Origin of the sequence: Pseudomonas caspiana (assembly GCF_040224095.2) — a bacterium.
Lineage (GTDB): Bacteria > Pseudomonadota > Gammaproteobacteria > Pseudomonadales > Pseudomonadaceae > Aquipseudomonas > Aquipseudomonas caspiana.
Genome location: NZ_CP167995.1, coordinates 609,241 through 630,031, shown reverse-complemented (window position 1 = coordinate 630,031; position 20,791 = coordinate 609,241). Strand labels below are relative to the sequence as shown.

13 protein-coding genes are annotated in these 20,791 nt (G+C 55.8%); 12 read left to right on the top strand and 1 reads right to left on the bottom strand.

Annotation, left to right across the window (positions count from 1 at the left end; all coding sequences use genetic code 11):
- Positions 1-45: 45 nt before the first annotated feature.
- The 10 genes from ABRP31_RS02855 to ABRP31_RS02810 all read left to right on the top strand — a co-directional run bounded on the left by ABRP31_RS02855 (position 46) and on the right by ABRP31_RS02810 (position 14,395).
- A complete protein-coding gene (locus tag ABRP31_RS02855) occupies positions 46-1,641 on the top strand; it encodes an HET-C-related protein (protein WP_372489327.1) in 1,596 nt (531 codons plus the stop codon).
- Positions 1,642-1,726: 85 nt separating this feature from the next.
- On the top strand, positions 1,727-3,325 hold the full coding sequence (locus ABRP31_RS02850) for an ABC transporter substrate-binding protein (RefSeq protein ID WP_087266595.1): 1,599 nt from the start codon (positions 1,727-1,729) through the stop codon (positions 3,323-3,325).
- A 282-nt stretch (positions 3,326-3,607) separates the two neighbouring features.
- On the top strand, positions 3,608-5,236 hold the full coding sequence (locus ABRP31_RS02845) for an ABC transporter substrate-binding protein (RefSeq protein ID WP_349971414.1): 1,629 nt from the start codon (positions 3,608-3,610) through the stop codon (positions 5,234-5,236).
- Between the two features lie 363 nt (positions 5,237-5,599).
- Positions 5,600-7,198, top strand: coding sequence for an ABC transporter substrate-binding protein (locus ABRP31_RS02840; protein WP_349971415.1), 1,599 nt, complete (start codon positions 5,600-5,602; stop codon positions 7,196-7,198).
- A 174-nt stretch (positions 7,199-7,372) separates the two neighbouring features.
- Entirely contained in the window at positions 7,373-8,755 is a 1,383-nt protein-coding gene (locus ABRP31_RS02835; protein ID WP_349971416.1) for an OprD family porin, read from the top strand.
- 85 nt (positions 8,756-8,840) lie between these two features.
- Positions 8,841-10,436: an ABC transporter substrate-binding protein gene (locus ABRP31_RS02830; protein WP_349971417.1), complete on the top strand. Its 1,596-nt coding sequence runs from the start codon at positions 8,841-8,843 to the stop codon at positions 10,434-10,436.
- 72 nt (positions 10,437-10,508) lie between these two features.
- Positions 10,509-11,519, top strand: a complete 1,011-nt coding sequence (locus tag ABRP31_RS02825) for an ABC transporter permease subunit (RefSeq protein ID WP_087266605.1) — start codon at positions 10,509-10,511, stop codon at positions 11,517-11,519.
- A gap of 11 nt (positions 11,520-11,530) precedes the next feature.
- Positions 11,531-12,442, top strand: coding sequence for an ABC transporter permease subunit (locus ABRP31_RS02820; protein ID WP_087266607.1), 912 nt, complete (start codon positions 11,531-11,533; stop codon positions 12,440-12,442).
- A 10-nt stretch (positions 12,443-12,452) separates the two neighbouring features.
- Positions 12,453-13,421: an ABC transporter ATP-binding protein gene (locus ABRP31_RS02815; RefSeq protein WP_087266609.1), complete on the top strand. Its 969-nt coding sequence runs from the start codon at positions 12,453-12,455 to the stop codon at positions 13,419-13,421.
- On the top strand, positions 13,421-14,395 hold the full coding sequence (locus ABRP31_RS02810; protein ID WP_087266611.1) for a peptide ABC transporter ATP-binding protein: 975 nt from the start codon (positions 13,421-13,423) through the stop codon (positions 14,393-14,395). Before ABRP31_RS02815 ends, ABRP31_RS02810 begins: the two co-directional genes overlap by 1 nt.
- Before the next feature lie 136 nt (positions 14,396-14,531).
- Here the strand turns inward: ABRP31_RS02810 and ABRP31_RS02805 are convergent, their stop codons facing one another.
- Positions 14,532-17,057: a sulfite reductase flavoprotein subunit alpha gene (locus tag ABRP31_RS02805; protein WP_349971442.1), complete on the bottom strand. Its 2,526-nt coding sequence runs from the start codon at positions 17,055-17,057 to the stop codon at positions 14,532-14,534.
- A 432-nt stretch (positions 17,058-17,489) separates the two neighbouring features.
- On the opposite strand from ABRP31_RS02805, the gene ABRP31_RS02800 reads away from it, so the two are divergent.
- Positions 17,490-19,739 carry an alpha-xenorhabdolysin family binary toxin subunit A gene (locus tag ABRP31_RS02800; protein WP_349971418.1) on the top strand — a complete coding sequence of 750 codons (2,250 nt, stop codon included), beginning with the start codon at positions 17,490-17,492 and terminating at the stop codon, positions 19,737-19,739.
- A 71-nt stretch (positions 19,740-19,810) separates the two neighbouring features.
- Complete coding sequence (locus ABRP31_RS02795; protein WP_349971419.1) at positions 19,811-20,659, top strand: hypothetical protein; 849 nt, start codon at positions 19,811-19,813, stop codon at positions 20,657-20,659.
- The last annotated feature ends 132 nt before the right edge of the window (positions 20,660-20,791 follow it).

Below are 20,791 nucleotides of genomic sequence, written 5' to 3'. Positions count from 1 at the left end.
CGTCGGGCGATCCCGCTCCGGCCGCATTAACTCAAGGAATCAAGGATGAATCCGCTCATTGAAGAGTCCCCACTGGCCGCTACTCCCGTTCATAGCGGCGCCACCGAAACTGACAACACGATGGTCGGCCGTCCGCCGATCATCCAGCCACGATTTTCAGCGGGCGAAGGTGGCCCTGGCACGGCGACCCACGGCTCCATCGAGCACGTATTGAAAACCGCCGGGTTCAGGGAACATGAGGTTCGAGCCATCTACTTCGGCAATTGGTTGCGCGACTATTCACAATTGCTGGACCCCAAAATCGTGCGCGCCACGAGCATGCCCAAAAGCTTCCCGGACCTGCTGTCCAGAGACGCACTAACCAAAGTCGTCGATGTGCTGGCAATACGTGAATTCAACGACCTGATGCAGGTGGACAGGGAACGGTTTCGGGTTACTGCGCAACGGCTCGGCGTCTATCGCCCCAGCGAGCATATCGACAACCCGAAAGTCACCGCCCCCGAACCGGCCAATCCACAGAGCCGTGACAGCGATTTCGAACCGTGGGTGCTCGACGGTGATGCGTTGCTGAAGGTCGACTACCAAACCTCCATGAAGCGCTACATTCAGCGCAGCACCGCAACCATGAAGTCGCAGCTCGACTCAGCATCGAGCGCGGGCCTGGAGTCCACCGACGGTTTGCGCGCTTTTGGTTCTGCCCTCCATATACTTGAAGACTTTTTCTCGCACTCTAACTTTGCTGAACTGAGCCTGATAAAGCTGGGTTACACCGATGTTTTGCCTTGGACCTCCAAAGCCGACTGCAGCCATGGATTGCCGCTGGTGACCGGGATGTTCGGTTCAACCGACGTCATCGCCAGCCTCGCGGCCCCGATAGGCAAAATTCTGTTTTCTGTCAAAGACACGATCTTCACCCCCATTCAGTCAGGCGAACGTTACGAAAAAGACCAGATCATTCAGATCCTGCTCAGCGAGCATCCGGACGAACGTTTGCTCAGCGCCTACGAAGGCTTCCTCAAGGTGCGTGACACGTGGGCCGACCTTCCTTACTCAAGCTATCTCCAAGAGCTGAATCACCACCTTGCCTTACCGGGCCAGCTTTTCAACAACGCCATTGGCTATGTGATGCAGGCTTTGCTGACGGTGGTAGGCAACAGCATCGGGCCCGCGCAAACCCTGATAACCGGCGATCCCAACAGCAATGGCTCGACAGATCCTTCGCACTCGCAACTGGCTAAAGACCATGCCGAACATCCGCTCCACGAACTGGCCGCGCTGCTGGCGCAGGAAGCTGTCGAGCACTTGGGGTTCGTCATGCTCGAACACTGGCTGGGCAGATCAGGCGCGGGGGACCCCGGGGTCGTCGCGGCTGCTTACATAACCCACGCCAACGACAGCAGTTGGCAGGACGACATTGTCAGGAAATGGGCAGCCGAAAATCCTCAACAGGTCAAAAAGGCCGCCAGCAAAAACGAATTGGCAAACGTCGCTGAGAAAGTTCGAGGCCAAGCCATGCAGGAGCTGGAGAACCTCAATAGTCAGGGCACACACTTTCTGGAGACATTCCTTACCGAAGATAACGCACTGTTGCGCTTGTGGAAGCTCACTCCGCTTGGCTGGTACCTGACCCGACGCAAGTAACAAATTGTCGCGACCTCACGGGTGCGGCACTATCCGTTGTCTATTGCATCAGACATTCGGACTAGCCGCACTTCGCGAGGACTTCATGGGACATACGCCGTTCAAACCATTACTCCTGACCGCTGCCTTGCTGGCATGTGCGCCTTTGGCCCATGCAAGCACGCTGGTCTACTGTTCGGAAGCCAGCCCGGCAGGGTTTGATCCAAGCCAGTACACCAGCGGCACGGACTTCGATGCCTCTGCTGAAACCGTCTTCAATCGTCTGACGCAGTTCAAGCGCGGTGGCACCGAGGTTGAACCTGGGCTGGCCACACGCTGGGATGTTTCAAGCGACGGCCTGACCTATACCTTCCACCTGCGCCCCGGCGTAAAATTCCACACCACCGATTACTTCACCCCGACCAGGGACTTCAACGCCGATGACGTGCTGTTTACCTTCCAGCGGCTGCTGGACAGCAACCATCCGTTTCGCAAGGCATACCCGTCCGAATCGCCGTACTTCACTGATATGGGCATGAACACCACGATCAAGAGCGTCGAAAAAGTCGACGATCTGACCGTCAAGTTCAACCTCAACAACGTCGACGCTGCCTTTGTTCAGAACCTGGCGATGAGTTTCGCCTCCGTGCAGTCAGCTGAATATGCAGGCCAACTGCTCAAACAGGGCAAGGCCGAAGAACTCAATCAGAAGCCCATCGGCACAGGCCCCTTCGTCTTCAAGCGTTATCAGAAAGACGCCCAGATTCGTTACGACGCCAACACCGCCTACTGGAAGCCCGAGGATGTGAAACTTGATCACCTGATCTTTTCCATCAATGGCGACGCTGCAGTGAGACTGCAAAAGCTCAAGGCCGGAGAGTGCCAGGTCAGTGGTTATCCGCGCCCGCAAGACATTGAGCAGATGCAGAAGGACCCGAACCTCAAGGTCATCAGCCAGCCAGGGTTCAACCTAGGTTTCTTGGCTTACAACGTGACACATCCGCCGCTGGATCAACTCAAGGTCCGTCAGGCGCTGGACATGGCCATCGATAAACCCGCGATCATCAAGGCGGTTTATCAAAGTGCCGGGCAACTGGCACAGAACGCCATCCCGCCCGGCCAATGGAGTTATGACCCAAGCATCAAAGACGCCCCGCACGATCCGGAAAAAGCAAAGCAACTGCTGAAAGAAGCTGGCGTCGCGCCAGGTACACAGATCAACCTGTGGGCCATGACCGTCCAGCGTGCCTCAAATCCTAATGCGCGCATGTCAGCGCAGATGATTCAGGCCGACTGGGCCAAGGTCGGCATCAAGGCCAACATCGTCAGTTATGAATGGGGCGAGTACATCAAACGCGCCAAAGCCGGTGAGCACGATGCGATGATTTATGGCTGGACCGGCGACAACGGCGACCCCGACAACTGGCTTGGCGTGCTGTACAGCTGCGCAGCGGTCAAAGGCAGCAACTATGCGAAATGGTGTGATCCGGCCTACGACAAGCTGGTGCAGAAAGCCAAGCTGACCACGGATCGCGACGAGCGCATCAAGCTCTACCAACAAGCGCAGCAGATCCTCAAAACGCAGGTGCCGATCACTCCGATTGCCAATTCCAGGGTCTTCCAGCCAATGCGCAAGGAAGTGCAGGACTTCAAATTGAGCCCCTTCGGCCTGACGCCTTTCTACGGTGTAAGTCTGACCAAATAACCGAACCTTTAGAAAAATTGGTAACACTGCCGCGCCAATCGAGTGCATTCAACACGTTTGACTGCGCACGATTGGTGCGCAAAACCTTCCTGAATGCGACGCGCAAACGATCAAATGCGTCAGAAATTACACTTATGCGACATTCGTGTACGCTCGTGCCACTCTTTGATACTTCTTTGGCGCCAACGCCTTGCTTTGGGTATGGCCCCTGCATAAGTATCGGCAAGATCGGCTCACAAGGTCAGATCCTCAATTTTAAAAATGACAACAACTGAGGCCACCATGCTCAAACACGCGGTCATTCCGTTTCTACTCAGTGCAGGCTTGATCACTGCAGCTCCTTTCGCTCAAGCGGCATCGAACCTCGTGTTCTGCTCCGAAGGCAGCCCGGCCGGTTTCGACCCAGGCCAATACACCACCGGCACCGACTTTGACGCTGCCGCAGAAACCGTTTTCAACCGTCTGAGCCAGTTCGAACGTGGCGGCACCGCGGTAATTCCGGGCCTGGCCACCAAATGGGATGTGTCCCCGGACGGCTTGACTTACACCTTCCACCTGCGTGAAGGCGTCAAGTTCCACACTACTCCGTACTTCAAGCCAACCCGCGAATTCAATGCTGATGACGTGTTGTTCACGTTCAACCGCATGATCAACAAGGACGATCCGTTCCGTAAGGCGTATCCGACCGAATTCCCGTACTTCACCGACATGGCGATGGACACCAACATCACCAAGATCGAGAAGGTCGACGAGCACACCGTCAAGATGACCCTCGGCACTGTCGATGCTGCTTTCATTCAGAACCTGGCCATGAGCTTCGCCTCTATTCAGTCCGCTGAATACGCAGCCAAGCTGCTCAAGGAAGGCAAGCCTGAGCTGATCAACCAGCAGCCGATCGGCACCGGCCCGTTCGTGTTCAAGAGCTACCAGAAAGACTCCAACATCCGCTACACCGGCAACAAGGATTACTGGAAGCCTGAAGACGTCAAAATCGACAACCTGATCTTCGCCATCACCACCGATGCTTCGGTTCGTGCCCAGAAGCTCAAGAAAGGCGAATGCCAGATCACCGCTTACCCACGCCCTGCCGACCTTGCACCACTCAAGGCCGACAAGGACCTGAAGATGCCGGATCAGGCAGGCTTCAACCTGGGCTACATCGCCTACAACACGATGGACAAGATCAAGGGTAGCGATCAGCCAAACCCTCTGGCCATCAAAGAAGTTCGTCAGGCGCTGGACATGGCCGTGAACAAGCAAGGCATCATTGATGCGGTGTATCAGGGCGCGGGCCAGCTGGCTGTCAACGCCATGCCGCCGACCCAGTGGTCCTACGACACCACCATCAAAGACGCACCGTTCGACGTTGAAAAAGCCAAGGCGCTGCTCAAGCAGGCCGGCATCAAGGAAGGCACCGAAATCACCCTGTGGGCGATGCCGGTTCAGCGTCCTTACAACCCGAACGCCAAACTGATGGCCGAAATGCTCCAGTCTGACTGGAAGAAGATCGGTATCAACGTGAAGATCGTCAGCTACGAATGGGGCGAGTACATCAAGCGCGCCAAAGCGGGCGAAAACGGCGCGATGCTGATTGGCTGGAGCGGCGACAACGGTGACCCGGACAACTGGCTCGGCACCCTGTTCGGCTGTGACGCTATCAATGGCAACAACTTCGCCAAATGGTGTGACAAGCCTTTCGATACCTTGATCCATCAGGCCAAGGAAACGACAGACCCAGCCAAGCGCACCGAGCTGTACAAACAGGCACAACATCTCCTCAAAGATGCCGTTCCTATGACGCCTATCGCGCACTCAACGGTTTACCAACCGATGCGCACATCCGTACAAGACTTCAAGATCAGCCCGTTTGGTCTGAACTCGTTCTACGGAGTTAGCGTCACCGGCAAGTAAGGATCAAATAACTGCGCTGCAGTAGTGGCGCAGTTATTTCCTTTCGTCGGTTATATAAAGTTAGTTGCACAAAATATGCAGAGCTGCCGAAGGCTGCGAATTACGGTGCGTCACATACGACGTCATCGCAGCCTTCGGCAGCTCCTGCATAAACTGCGCTAACTACATACATACAGAAGTTTCCTACGCGTTTTTAGGCATTCGGTACTACATACAGTCTCGCCCGAGGGACATACCTTCGAGGGCGCGAGCCAAGCTATTTCATTTTGTTACTGAGCAGTCGAGAAGGCTTCCAGCTTGCAGGCAATGCTTTGCCTGGCAACTGCTGGGCATTTACTACTCACTTGAAGGATAAGGATCATCATGCGTAAAACCATTGCCATGTCGTCGTTGTTCAGCCTTGGCTTGCTGGCCATGCCACCCGCGGCGCAGGCCGCCAGCAATCTGGTGTTTTGCTCGGAAGGTAGCCCGGCAGGTTTCGACATCGCCCAGTACACGGCCGGCACGGATAATGATGCCGCCGAGCCGATCTACAACCGCCTGACCGAGTTCGAACAAGGCAGCACCGCTGTTATTCCAGCGCTGGCCACCAAGTGGGATGTTTCCGAAGACGGCCTGACCTACACCTTTCACTTGCGCGAAGGGGTGAAGTTCCACACCACGCCGTACTTCAAGCCAACACGCGAGTTCAATGCCGATGACGTGCTGTTCACGTTCAACCGCATGCTCAAACCAGACCATCCGTTCCGCGTCGCTTACCCGACCGAATTCCCGTATTTCAACGGCATGGGCCTGAACAAGAACATCAAGTCGGTGGAAAAAACCGATCCGATGACCGTGGTCTTCACCCTGAACAAGGTCGATGCCGCGTTCATCCAGAACGTTGCGATGAACTTCGCCTCGATTCTTTCCGCTGAATACGCAGACCAGTTGATGAAGTCCGGCAACCTGCACGACATCAACCAGAAGCCAATCGGTACTGGTGCTTTCGTCTTCCAGCGTTATCAGAAAGACTCGCAAATTCGTTACAAGGGCAACAAAGAGTTCTGGGACCCGAGCCGCGTCAAAATCGACAACCTGATTTTCGCCATCAACACTGATGCTTCGGTACGGATGCAGAAACTCAAAGCCAACGAGTGCCAGGTTTCGCTTAACCCGCGCCCTGCCGACATCCAGAAGCTCAAGGAAGACAAAGACCTCAAGGTAATGGAACAGGCTGGTTTCAACCTGGGCTATATCTCTTACAACGTGCGCCATGAGCCGTTGGGCAAACTGGAAGTCCGTCAGGCGCTGGACATGGCCGTCAACAAGCAGGCGATCATCAACGCCGTGTATCAAGGCGCAGGCCAACTGGCCGTGAACGCCATGCCGCCGACCCAATGGTCTTACGACGAAACCATCAAAGACAATCCGTACAACCCTGAAAAAGCCAAAGAGCTGCTGCGCGCAGCGGGCATCAAGGAAGGTACCGAGCTGACCCTGTGGGCAATGCCGGTTCAACGTCCTTACAACCCTAACGCCAAACTGATGGCTGAAATGCTCCAGGCCGACTGGGCCAAGGTGGGCATCAAGGTCAAGATCGTCAGCTACGAGTGGGGCGAATACCTCAAGCGCACCAAGGCGGGCGAGCATGACATCTCGCTGATTGGCTGGACTGGCGACAATGGTGATCCGGACAACTGGATGGGCACTCTGTACAGCTGCGCAGCGATTGGCGGTAACAACTATTCAATGTGGTGTGACGAGAAATACGACGCACTGGTCAAGGCCGCTGTTGCCACCGCTGACCGCGCTCAGCGCACCGACCTTTACAAACAGGCCCAGCAGTACCTGAAACAGCAAGTGCCGATCACGCCGATCGCTCACTCCACGGTTAACCAGCCGTTGCGTAAAGAAGTGCAGGGTTTCAAGGTCAGCCCATTCGGGCGTAACACATTCACCGGCGTCAGCGTCGCCGACTAAGCCAACGATCCAACAGATATTCGCTGCCCTTGACCAGGGGCGGCGAGTATCACCGTTCCAGAAATTCGATTTGTTAGCAGATGTATCTAAAAAAACGGGGCAAAAAAAGCCCCATACAACCAGAGCCAGACCAAAAAAACTGGCAACTACAAAGTAGTAAAGGGAGCTTCAATCGTGAGAAAAGTCAGTACCGCAGCAGTCGCTTTGTCCATTGCCTCTTTAAGCGCAATGGTCCAGGCAGAACCCGTCAGCCAGGCATTCGTGCCGACTCAACTGAGCTCGAAAAGTGCACAGGGTGAAGCGGGTGGTTTCATTGAGGACTCACACCTGACCGGTACGACTCGCAACTGGTATGCCAACGAACTGCGTCGTCGAGATACCCCGCCTTACAGCTATCAGGATAACGGCGTTACAAAAACCACTCCGCGTCGTATCAACTGGCAACAAGGCACCATCGTCAACTACACCTCGGGCTTCACCCAGGGCGTAGTTGGATTCTCCACTGAGCTGGCTCTGTACAACGCGATTGCGCTGGATCGTGATCAGGACCACTTCATCAGAAGCTCCAACCGTACTCTGGCTGACAGCGACGGTGACGCAGTGGGTCAATGGAGCAAAGCAGGCCTTGCCAACATCACCGCGCGTGTTTCCAACACCACGCTGACCGCAGGCCGCCAATCAGTGAACACGCCCGTGATTGCTTTCATCGGTAACCGTGCACTGCCATCCAGCTTCAACGGTGTGACGCTGAAAAGCGACGAGTTCAACAACCTGTCCTTCCAGGCGGGTAGCTACGACCGCGTATCGCCTCGTATGGAACAGAGCATGACCAAGTTCAGCTCTTCATACGCCAGTAACGGTGCGACGGCCGATCGCGTTGACATGGCAGGCGTGGACTACAAACCGTTCGAGAGCCTGACCACCAGCCTGTATGCGTCCAACGTTGAAGACTTCTGGCACCAGTACTACTTCGCGTTCACCCACGAACTGGGCGACACCGACGTACTGGGCCTGAGCTCTAACCTGAACTACTACAAAACCAAAGATTCCGGCAGCCGCAAGCTGGGCCCGATCGACAACGACACTTACAGTCTGTCGTTCACCGCGACTCACAAAGCGCACAGCTTTAGCGTTGCTTACCAGGATGTAAACGGCGACGAGTACTTTGACTACGTCAACGAAACCAACGCCATCTTCCTGGCCAACTCCCTGCTGTCGGACTTCAACGGTCCGAACGAGAAATCCCTGCAACTGAGCTATGTGTTGAACATGGCTGAATACGGCGTACCAGGTCTGAAATTCAACATTTACCAGGCTCGCGGCTGGGACATCGACGGCACCAAATACAAAGGCACTGCATATAGCGACGTGCTGGGTATGGACGGCGAAACCCACTACGAATACGGCATTGGCACTTCGTACGCTGTACAGTCCGGCCCACTCAAGGCCACCGCGATCCGCGCGACTTACACCACGCACCGTGCCAGCGAAAATCAGGCTGATGGCAACATCAACGAGTTCCGTCTGGTCACCACGATTCCATTCAACATCCTGTAACTCGCACCATGACCGATCCGACGCGGGGGCCAACACCGCGCCGGATCGGTCGCACAGGCGTTAAAAAATCAACGGAGGGTTCACATTGAAACTGTTATCGCTACGCAACTCGATCGCCCTGGCTCTGTTCAGCGCGGCGCTGAGCGTCTCCGCCAAACCCTTGGTGGTTTGCACCGAAGCCAGCCCTGAAGGCTTCGATATCGTTCAATACACCACCGCTGTCACGGCTGATGCCACCGCCGAAACCTTTCTGGACAAGTTGGTAGGCTTCAAACCAGGCACCACCGAAACTGAACCCAACCTTGCAGAAAGCTGGGATGTCAGCGACGACGGCCTGACGTACACGTTCCACCTGCGTAAAGGGGTCAAGTTCCAGACCACCGATTACTTCAAACCAAGCCGCGAGATGAACGCCGATGACGTCCTTTGGAGCTTTCAGCGTCAGCTGGACCCGAAGCACCCATGGCACGACAAGTCTCTGACCGGTTACCCGTATTTCGAAAGCATGGGCTTCAATGACCTGCTTAAAAGCATCGAAAAAGTCGACGACCACACCGTCAAATTCACTCTGACGCGTCCTGAGTCGCCATTCCTGCGTGACCTGGCGATGCCGTTCACCTCGATCTATTCCGCTGAATACGCAGATCAACTGCTCAAGGCAGGTAAAACTGCCGAATTGAACAGCAAGCCTATCGGTACAGGCCCGTTCATCCTGACTCGCTATGCCAAAGATGCCCAAGTTCGCTATAAAGCCAACCCGGATTACTGGAAGGGTGCAGTGCCCAGCGAAACATTGATTTTTGCGATCACGCTGGACAGCAATGTGCGCCTGCAAAAGCTCAAGGCCAACGAATGTCAGGTCGCGCTTTATCCAAAACCGGACGACATCGCAACCATCAAGGCAGACCCCAAGCTCAAGATCGAAGAGATGGAAGCCATGATGACCAGCTACATCGCCATCAACACTTCGCATAAATACTTGAGCGATGTGCGTGTGCGCGAGGCGATCAATCTGGCGTTCGACAAAAAGGCTTACATCAAGGCGCTGTTTGGCGAAGGTAAGGCAACAGAAGGGGTAAACCCGTATCCGCCAACCCTGCTCGGCTACGCCCACGACATCAAGAACCCGACACACGATCAGGAAAAAGCCCGGGCACTGCTTAAAGAGGCAGGCGTACCGGAGGGTCAGGAGTTCAGCCTGTTCCTGCGTAATGGCGGTGCAGTGACTAACCCGAACCCGGCTCTGGGTGCGCAAATGCTGCAGGCGGACCTGGCCAAAATCGGCTTGAAGCTGAATCTGCGCGTCATGGAGTGGGGCGAGATGCTCAAACGGGCAAAAGCCGGCGAGCACGACATGGTGTTTGCAGGCTGGGCTGGCGACAATGGCGACCCTGATAACTTCCTGACACCTAACCTGAGTTGCGAAGCGGCCAAGAATGGTGAAAATTACGCCCGCTGGTGTAACAAGGCGTTTGAAGAAGCGATCTCCAAGGCCCGGGAAAAAACCGACCCGGCTGAACGGGCCGCACTTTATGAGCAAGCCCAGCAGATTTTTGCCAAAGATGTACCTTGGCTGAGCCTGGCTTATCCAAAACTGTTTACCGCAATGCGCAGTAACGTCGAAGGCTATCAAATTAGCCCGCTGACCAATAACAACTTCGCCACTACCAGGGTGAAGTAGAAAAATAATCCGGTGGGCTCTACCCAGAGACTCGCCGGAACTCGCCTAACCGGCTGATGAGGTACCACCAGGATGTTTAGTTTTATCGCCCGCCGAGTGGGGTTGTTGATACCCACGTTTTTCGGCATCACCTTGCTGACCTTTGCCCTGATCCGCCTGATTCCGGGCGACCCGGTCGAAGTCATGATGGGTGAACGCCGGGTCGATCCGGAAATGCACGCTCAGGCCATGGAACGTCTGGGCCTGAATAAACCCCTGTACGCGCAATATCTCGACTACGTCGGCAAGCTCGCTCAAGGCGACCTCGGGGAATCCTTGCGCACGCGCACCAGCGTGTGGACGGAGTTCACCGCGCTGTTCCCCGCCACTCTGGAACTGTCGATTGCGGCACTGATCTTCGCGGGCATTATCGGCCTGCTGGCAGGCGTCATCGCGGCACTCAAACGGGGATCGTTATTCGATCACGGGGTGATGGGCATTTCCCTGGCAGGCTATTCGATGCCGATCTTCTGGTGGGGCCTGATCCTGATCATGTTCTTCTCGGTAACGCTGGGCTGGACGCCAGTGTCCGGGCGTATCGACCTGCTGTATGACATCCCGCCTGTCACCGGCTTCATGCTGATCGACACTTTACTCAGCGGTGAAGAAGGTGCGTTCCTTGATGCGCTGCATCACCTGATTCTGCCTGCCATCGTGCTCGGCACCATCCCGCTGGCGGTGATCGCCCGGATGACCCGTTCATCGATGCTGGAAGTGCTGCGAGAAGACTACGTGCGTACCGCTCGTGCCAAAGGTCTGTCGCCCGCACGCGTGGTATTTGTACATGGCCTGCGTAACGCGCTGATCCCGGTATTGACCGTGTTCGGCCTGCAAGTCGGCGCACTGCTCGCCGGTGCGGTACTGACCGAAACGATTTTCTCCTGGCCGGGCATCGGCAAGTGGCTGATCGAAGCGATCGGTGCTCGTGACTACCCTGTGGTGCAAAACGGCATTCTGCTGATCGCCTGCCTGGTGATCCTGGTCAACTTCGTGGTGGACATCCTCTACGGCTTTGCCAACCCACGCATCCGTCACCAGCGCTGAGATCAATACCTATGAGCACACCTACTCCTTCGGTAGCAGTCGATCAAAGCCTGCTTTACCCCTCGCCGTACAAAGAATTCTGGCAAGCCTTCGCAAAAAACAAAGGTGCAGTTGCCGGCCTGTTGTTCATGATCCTGATTGTGTTCTGCGCGCTGTTCGCCCCTTGGGTCGCACCGCATGACCCAAGCGAGCAGTACCGGGACTTCCTGTTGACCCCGCCAGTCTGGCTTGAAGGTGGTCAATGGCAATTCCTGCTGGGCACCGACGAACTGGGCCGTGACTTGCTGTCGCGCCTGATCAAAGGCTCACAGCTGTCGCTGCTGATCGGTTTGTCATCTGTAGTGATGTCGCTGATCCCAGGGATTTTCATGGGTCTGCTGGCCGGGTTCTTCCCGCGCATCATTGGCCCGACGATCATGCGTCTGATGGACATCATGCTCGCCCTGCCTTCGCTGCTGCTGGCTGTGGCCATTGTCGCCATCCTCGGCCCTGGCCTGATCAACACCGTGATCGCCATCGCCATCGTTTCGCTGCCTTCGTATGTTCGTCTGACCCGCGCCGCGGTAATGGGCGAGCTGAACCGCGACTACGTGACGGCTGCGCGTCTGGCTGGCGCTACCCTGCCACGCCTGATGTTCATCACCGTGCTGCCAAACTGTATGGCGCCGCTGATCGTACAGGCGACCTTGAGTTTCTCCTCGGCAATTCTCGACGCCGCGGCGTTGGGCTTCCTCGGTCTGGGCGTACAACCGCCGACACCTGAGTGGGGCACCATGCTCGCTTCGGCACGGGACTACATCGAACGCGCCTGGTGGGTGGTGAGCCTGCCTGGCTTGACCATTTTGCTCAGCGTGCTGGCAATCAACCTGATGGGCGACGGTCTGCGCGATGCGCTGGACCCGAAACTCAAAAATGCCGCCTGAGGAGATTCGCATGTCACTTTTAGAAATCAAGAATCTCAACGTCCGTTTCGGCGACGCCAGCGCAGTGCCTGTTGTCGATGGCCTGTCGCTGAGCGTCGAGAAAGGCGAAGTCATGGCTATCGTCGGCGAATCGGGTTCGGGTAAATCCGTGACCATGATGGCGTTGATGGGCCTGATCGATCACCCAGGCGTCATCACTGCTGACTCGCTGAACTTTGACGGCAAGGAGCTGCTCAAGCTCAACTCGCGCCAACGCCGCAAAATCATCGGTAAAGATCTGGCGATGGTCTTCCAGGACCCGATGACAGCCCTGAACCCGAGTTACACAGTGGGCTTCCAGATCGAAGAAGTGCTGCGTCAGCATTTGAATCTGTCTGGCAAGGCCGCACGCCAACGCGCCCTTGAGCTGCTACAAAAAGTTGAAATCCCGGGTGCTGCTTCGCGACTCAATGCGTACCCGCATCAACTGTCGGGCGGTATGAGCCAGCGCGTGGCGATTGCCATGGCCATTGCAGGCGAACCCAAGCTGCTGATCGCCGACGAACCGACCACCGCGCTGGACGTGACGATTCAGGCACAGATCATGGACCTGCTGCTGAGCCTGCAAAAAGAGCAGGACATGGCGCTGGTGCTGATTACTCACGACTTGGCCGTTGTTGCCGAAACTGCTCAGCGCGTCTGCGTGATGTACGCAGGCCAGGCGGTTGAAGTGGGTCAGGTGCCAGGCTTGTTCGACGTGCCTGCACACCCGTACAGCGAAGCACTGCTGGCGGCGATTCCGGAACACAGCATGGGTGCCGAACGCCTGGCGACATTGCCGGGCATGGTTCCAGGCCGTTATGACCGCCCGCAAGGCTGCCTGCTTTCGCCGCGCTGCCCTTACGTGCAGGACAACTGCCGCACCCAGCGCCCCGGCCTTGATCCTAAAGCCCACAGCCTGGCGCGTTGCTTCTATCCCTTGAATCAGGAGGTGGCGTAATGAGCGTCGTTCTTACCGCCCGCGACCTTACCCGTCACTACGAAGTCTCCCGTGGCCTGTTCAAGGGCCACGCGTTGGTGCGCGCCCTCAACGGTGTATCTTTTGAACTTGAAGCAGGCAAGACCCTGGCTGTGGTCGGTGAATCAGGTTGCGGCAAGTCGACCCTGGCCCGAGCACTAACCCTGATTGAAGAGCCTTCTTCCGGCTCGCTGAAAATCGCCGGTCAGGAAGTCAAAGGCGCTAGCGCGGAACAACGCAAGCAGTTGCGCAAAGACGTGCAGATGGTTTTCCAGAGCCCGTATGCGTCGCTTAACCCTCGGCAGAAAATTGGTGATCAGCTCGGCGAGCCGCTGCTGATCAACACCAATCTTTCAGCGCAGGAACGTCGCGAGAAAGTGCAGGCAATGATGGCTCAGGTCGGTTTGCGTCCCGAGCACTATCAGCGTTATCCGCACATGTTCTCCGGTGGCCAGCGTCAGCGTATCGCTTTGGCCCGCGCCATGATGCTGCAACCGAAAGTACTGGTGGCGGACGAACCGACTTCCGCACTCGACGTGTCGATTCAGGCACAGGTCCTGAACCTGTTCATGGACCTGCAGCAGGAATTCAACACGGCCTACGTGTTCATCTCCCACAACCTGTCAGTGGTGCGTCACGTTGCTGACACGGTATTGGTGATGTATCTGGGCCGCCCGGCGGAAATGGGTCCCAAGGAAGAGATCTACAACCGCCCGCTGCACCCGTACACCCAGGCACTGCTGTCGGCGACACCAACGATTCATCCGGACCCGCTGAAACCGAAGATCAAAATCGTCGGTGAACTGCCTAACCCGCTCGACCCGCCAAGCGGCTGCGCTTTCCACAAGCGCTGCCCATACGCGACCGAGCGTTGCGCCAGCGAAGAACCAGCCCTGCGTCTGGTCGACAACCGCCAGGTTGCCTGCCATTACGCTGAGCAGTTTGTGGCTGCTTAAATTTAAAGGGTGATGAAGGACCTGTGGGAGCCGAGCTTGCTCGCGATGAACGATGACACGGTATTAAGACAGACCGAGTCACCGTTCATCGCGAGCAAGCTCGGCTCCTACAGGTCCTCACTTCGGCCATAAATCTCTAATAAACATCCCTTCGATAACGTCCCTGCTCGATCAACTCCCCGACTGCCTGTGCGCCGAGGATTTCGATCAACGCCGCATCTACTCCTGCCGCCATGCCTTCCAGGCTGCCGCAGATGTAAATCGCTGCGCCGTCCGCAAGCCAACGCTTTAACTCGTCAGCGGCCTGAAGCAAGCGATCCTGCACGTAGATCTTCTCAGCCTGATCACGAGAAAACGCCAGATCCAGCCGCTCGAGCTGCTCCGCTGCCAACCATGCTTGCAGCTCACTGCCGCAGTGGAAATCATGGGCCTGATTACGCTCACCAAACAGCAACCAGTTACGCATCTGCCCCTGTGCAATACGAGCCTTCAGCAAACTGCGCAACCCGGCCAGTCCGGTGCCGTTGCCTAACAGGATCAGCGGACGCGGTTCATTGGGCAGATGAAAGCTGCTGTTACGTCTAACCCTCAAACTGACCGAATCATTAACCGCCACATGCTCCGTCAGCCAGCCGGAACCCAGCCCCAGGCTGCCATCGGGATGCAGCTCCTGTCGCACGATCAGCTCAAGGACGCCATCCTCGGCAATAGACGCAATGGAGTATTCACGCGGGGTCAACGGCACCAGCGCATCAATCAATGCCTGAGCATGCAGCCCTACCAGATGTGCCCGATGACGAGGCAGTTGCCGACTGGCCAGTGCGACCTCAATAGGCTCTTCCAGCCCGCTCACGCTGACCAAAGAGTTCACGGCGATGCCCAGGCCCGCGAGGAAGTCCTCCACGGCCTGCGAACTGTTACGTGGCATGACTTCCACCAGATCGCCGGCCTCCCACGTCAGTGAAGGTGGCGGTGTAAGGCCGAGCAGAAATACCTTCGAACCGCTGCTGCCAGGGTTGAGCAGTTCGCGCTGTGACAAAGTCCAGTTGTCATAAGCCGGTGCCTGCCAGAGCGCGGCTGGCGTGCTGCCGGTCAATTGCCCCAGCTGTTGCTGCCAGTGTTGCAAGGCAACCGGATCGGCACTGTCCACTTCAACAGCGGCGAACAGCGACTGGCCACCCCGCTCTTTCAGCCAGTCCTGCAAGCGATGGGCAAACGCGCAGAAGTGCTGATACTGCCGATCGCCAAGCCCCAACACGGCGTAATTGAGGTTCTCAAGCGACAACTCTGTGCCGAGCAGCTTGCGCTCGAACCCCCGGGCGCTGTCCGGCGCTTCACCATCGCCGAAGGTGCTCACCACGAACAACGCATTGCGGCTTTGGTTCAGGTCCTGTTCGGTTACATCGGCCAGCCGTTGGACGTTAACCGGCATCCCGGCAGCCTGCAGTTGCCCCGCGGTCTGCCAGGCCAACTGCTCGGCAAAACCGCTCTGGCTCGCAAAACCGATCAGCCAGGCGGGCCCTTCGGCATGGCTTGCGACGCCCGCACGCGCATTGCGCACATCGCGTTTCTTGCGCCGACGATCCAGATACAACAACCAGCCCGTGATGAAGAACAGCGGCATCATCAGTGACGCAACGGTCATGATGATGCGTCCGGGCATGCCGAAGTAACTGCCCACATGCAGACTGTAATTACTGACCAGCAGCTGTGCGCCGAAGCTCTTTTCAGCGTAACGCGAGACAGCACTGACGTTGCCCGTAGCGGGATCGAGGGTGATCTGGTTCAGCGCCCGAGGATGTGGCGAATCCTTGAGCAGATAGAAGATCGTTGCGGGCTGACCGGCCGCGTTGGGCAGACGGATATTGTACGAGGCCAATCCCGGACCGGCCGTCGACTGAATGCTGTTCCAGATCGCAACATAGTCCGCTTTCGGTGCGGGTTCGTTTGTGCCCGCTGGGCGCATTCCGCCGCCACGCCGTTGTTCGCCGATTGGCGCGTCGCCGAGCAAGGCATGCATGCCGTTGCTGAACCAGTCGTAAGACCAGTTCAATCCGGTAATGGCGAACAGCAGATAGAACAGCAGACACCAGGTACCGAACACCGAATGCAGATCCCAGTTGAAACTGCGGCCCTTTTTGGCCCAGTCCATAGTCAGCCAGATGCGCCAGTTCAGCGCCTTGCGCGGCCAGCGCAGATAGAGCCCGGACAGGCAAAAGAAAATCAGAATCAGCGTACAGGCTGCCGTCACCTGTTTACCGTATTCACCCATGGCCAGAAAGCGATGCAGCCGCAAGACGAAATCAAAAAAACCTGCCCCCGCAGCGTCGCCCGTGACTTCGCCGGTGTACGGATTGAAATTGCGCATCGGCCCACGCCGCTCGCCGGGGGGCGGGGTGAAATAAACCTGTGCAGCTTTATCCCCGACAGTCTGCACCCGCAAGATCGCCACGGTCAGGCCCGTTTCGGCTTCAAGCTTGCGTACCAGCTCTATCGGAGGCAGCGGCGTGCCACGCGCCTCGATAATCAAGGCATCCGGGTTGATCCACTCAAGTATTTCGTCCTCGAACGAATAGATCGCCCCGGTGATGCCCATCAACGCCAGCACCAGCCCGGCCGTGATGCCGAAGAACCAATGGATTTGAAACAGAATCTTCTTCAACACCCTTACGACCTCATGGACCCGCAATGCGGCGCATTATGCGCCTGAAAGGCATGAATTCTCATCTGTATCTGATTCTTGACAGCGCACAGCATTTATTTCGTCCACCAGCTCTGAGGTGACGCAGTATGTAGGAACGCATTCTTTACCAAAGTAACCGTCCATACAGTGTATGTAGGACGCATCGCCAACGAGTTATGGCCTTCATGAAAAAACGGCTCACTCTCAATGTTTACCGGTGTTCTGAGTAATAGGATGCAAAACCTTCGCCCTACCGTGAAACATCAATGTGTTAATCGCTACACACCTGGACTTACTTCGCGTTTTGACCCACACAAACAGCGCACCTAGCCTAGTAAGTGTGCAGCAGGAATCTGCACCGATAGATACTGACAAAGCCTCCACCAACCCATTCATTAAAGGATTAATGAAATGACTGATCACGATGATACCCCGGTGACCGATGACGTCCTCGCCGACGAGGCCAGCAGAGCGCCACAAATTCTTATGGATGCCTCCATCGGTCGAATGGAAGATTCAACTCGCGAACCAGGCTTGATTCTGACCAAAGAACAAATCAAGAACATTAAGCACTACGAAGTGGCAGGCCTTGCACTGCCGACCGAAACGGGCGCTGTGATTGGTTATTTGGGTTACAACGAAGGTGAAGGTGCTGGCAAAGGCCTGGAGCCAAGGGACTTTCAGAAAACCTTTACGTTGATAAACAGCCATGCGCGTACATGGAATCCGCTTCGGACAGACTTGATTGCCGTGACCAGCAAACTTCAGATCTTTGCCGACGACATTAAAAACAATGGCAACACCATGGAGAATATCTACGCCGATGTGAACGCGCTGAAGAAACTCGACGGGTACGATCTCAAGACACTGGAAGATGTCAAAAAACTAAAAGATGAACTCGGCGATCGACTCAGCGAGTTCAACCTGGATGCGCAAGACAAACGCACCGTCAGTCAATTCAGCTACTTCCTCGATAACATATTTGAAGCGGTCAATCGTCAGCACACTGAAGCGACAGACATCAAAAAGCGCCTGGACACTTTCAGCGGTGACCTTGCTGAAAAAGTGCTTCCCGAGATAAAAATCAAGATCGCGACTATCAATAACAGCGCCCTCGCAGACCTCATCAAGTTGTTGAGTGAAGACATCGAAGAGCGCGCCAAAAAAATCGAGGAGCTGAACAACGCCTACAAAACATCCGTGAGAGCAGCCCTAGATGCGGCATCCAAGTTGAATATCGTCGGGCTGGCGGTATCTATCTATACCGGGGTTGAAGCGGAAAAAATTCGCAAAAAGCGCAATGACTTACAAAAGGAGCAGCAAGGGAAGATCGCAGAAATGCGCACTAAAGACAAAGTTCTTGGCGCTCTGCACCGGGTCCGGTCGGACCTTCAGGACCTGGATATCATTGTCGTTGATGCAGACATCGCCACCAAAAACCTGGTGACCGTCTGGAACAAGATCACCCTCTTCATTGATCGGTCCAGAAAGGGCGTGGAGGAAATCAATGATGCGCTGAGCCTGTACCAGTTTATGGATCACTTTCGCTCAGTGGTCAGACCTTGGGAAACCATCAGTCGCGATGCTTACCGGCTGTACGAAGTCTTCGATCAGGCCGATAAAGAGTTTCGTGAAACCTATGGTCCCCAGACACTTATCCAGTCACGGAGTTTGAGATTAGCGAGCGCTATCATGATGATTGACGAGCCCGACCTGCAAGCGATGCGTGAGGCAAAAGAAACGTGTCACTCAGCAATGAGAGCTGCCACTGTGTATCACAACGCAACGGAATACTTGCCGACGCTCTATGCGAAGTTCAACCATCTGAACAGCGCACTGAGTCAAGCGCATTCAGGCCTGACGGCGTCTGCCCAACAGATATCCTACGACCTGCAGCTCAAGACGGAAGACACCGTCCGCTATCAGAAAGAACTCGCCGACACCGAGGATGAACATGATCGCGAATACATTCTCGAGCGTCTTTCCAATATCCCGATTGCAGCAACAGCCGCCACGGCAGCCGAGACCAGAAAGCTAGTTGATCATCTGGGGTTGATAAACGAGACGTTCAATCGCGAATCAACGCTGACGTCCCTCAACGGGCTCACGATTCAGGCCGCCAAACTACCTGAAGACATCGCCGCGCTCGAAGAACGCAAAAGCATGCTGGAAGGCGAACTCACTACGCTCAACAGTGCTATTCAGGCAATCGAAACCAAGGGCTTTGCCGACATTGGTGCAGAGGCCATCTTGAACGCCGAGACGCTCGCCGCACTTCAGCTTGCGGGTCCACAAGCCGCTGTGGTGAAAGCCGCGCTTGATCTGTTGCAGAAGTCGCTCGCCGACCTTGACGCGGCGCTGAACTACTTCGGCTTGTTAAGCCTGCGCAAAAACAGACATACCCGTATTGATGAGGAAACACAGAAAATCAATCGCAAGAAAGAGGAAGCCAGAACCGTCGCGCAGCGAACTGGCTTTATCGAGAATATCCACCGCTTTGACGATACCCGTCAGATTTACATTCGGGAGTACTCTAAAATTATCGCATCGCTGAAAGCGTTCACCACCAAATATGCGCTGACGCCCAATGGCAGTGAAGCGGTCGAGCAGTGGAGTAAAGACGCTAAAGAAGTCGTGACTTATCTCACAGCCGTTCAATAAAAAAACCGGACAAGAACTGCAAGTCTTTTGATAAGGCTTGCAGTTCGTGGCGCACTTTGGAACGTCAAAACGTGAATACCAAAATAACTGCCTTTATGGCCGATGAGTCTCAAGCCGTAGGGCTGAATAACTTTCGGATTTACCTTGAACGCCTCCCTGATCATCTCGATAACTTTTTAAAACTTCTCGGCCTGCCATTACTGAGCAGCGGCACCCACCCGGCCATGAGCCCTGTTGCTGCACGCGCCCAAAGGGATATCCCGCTGTGGCCGAAAATGGCGACGGAGGTCCGACAGTTTCATGTGGATGTCACACGGCTTATTGACGATGCCATCGCACTCGTTACTCAACTCAACCTTTATGAACGGCCTGATGATAGCCACAGTGCCCTTGAAAACCTCAATACCCTGCGGCTGCACGCGGCCCCCTTCACTATCAACGGGACGCTCGGCATCAGCCCTTCCAGCAAAACCTATGAAGTTACGCACACCCTGTCGGAAACGCTTATCGCGTTCGAGAACCGACTGTATATCGCCCTCCAGGATATGAAGCTGATTCAGCAAAGCACCGTCGATATCATCCCGCGCGTGGTTGATTTCATGCGGGTCAGGATTGCGGAGCATGAAGCTCGGCATCGCAAGCAAGATTCAACATTCGCCGAGCCGGTGCGCAAACAACTTGAAGCGGCCTATGCCAGCCTCGAGTCGTCGAGGACAGCGTATTTTGCTGCGGTCGAGGCCGCTAACAGGCTGCATGCCTATTGCACCCTCCAACGCGACACCCTGGCGGATTCCAGACGGCAGCTTTTAAGAATCAGTGAGGGCAGTAATGTGCGGATATTCGTGCTGCAGATGAACCTGATGAGTATCCGGCTTGATGAGGCAAACCGCATGATCAAACGGATTCGAGAACTGCTGTAAGGCTTAACTCTATGGTCCTCAGACCCTGCTGGCCACGCACCTCGGTAGCGAGGCAGCTTCAGAATGAAATCAGACCATCACGCGCCCACAAAAAAACCCGCGATCACTCGCGGGTTTTCTTTTTACCCTGCC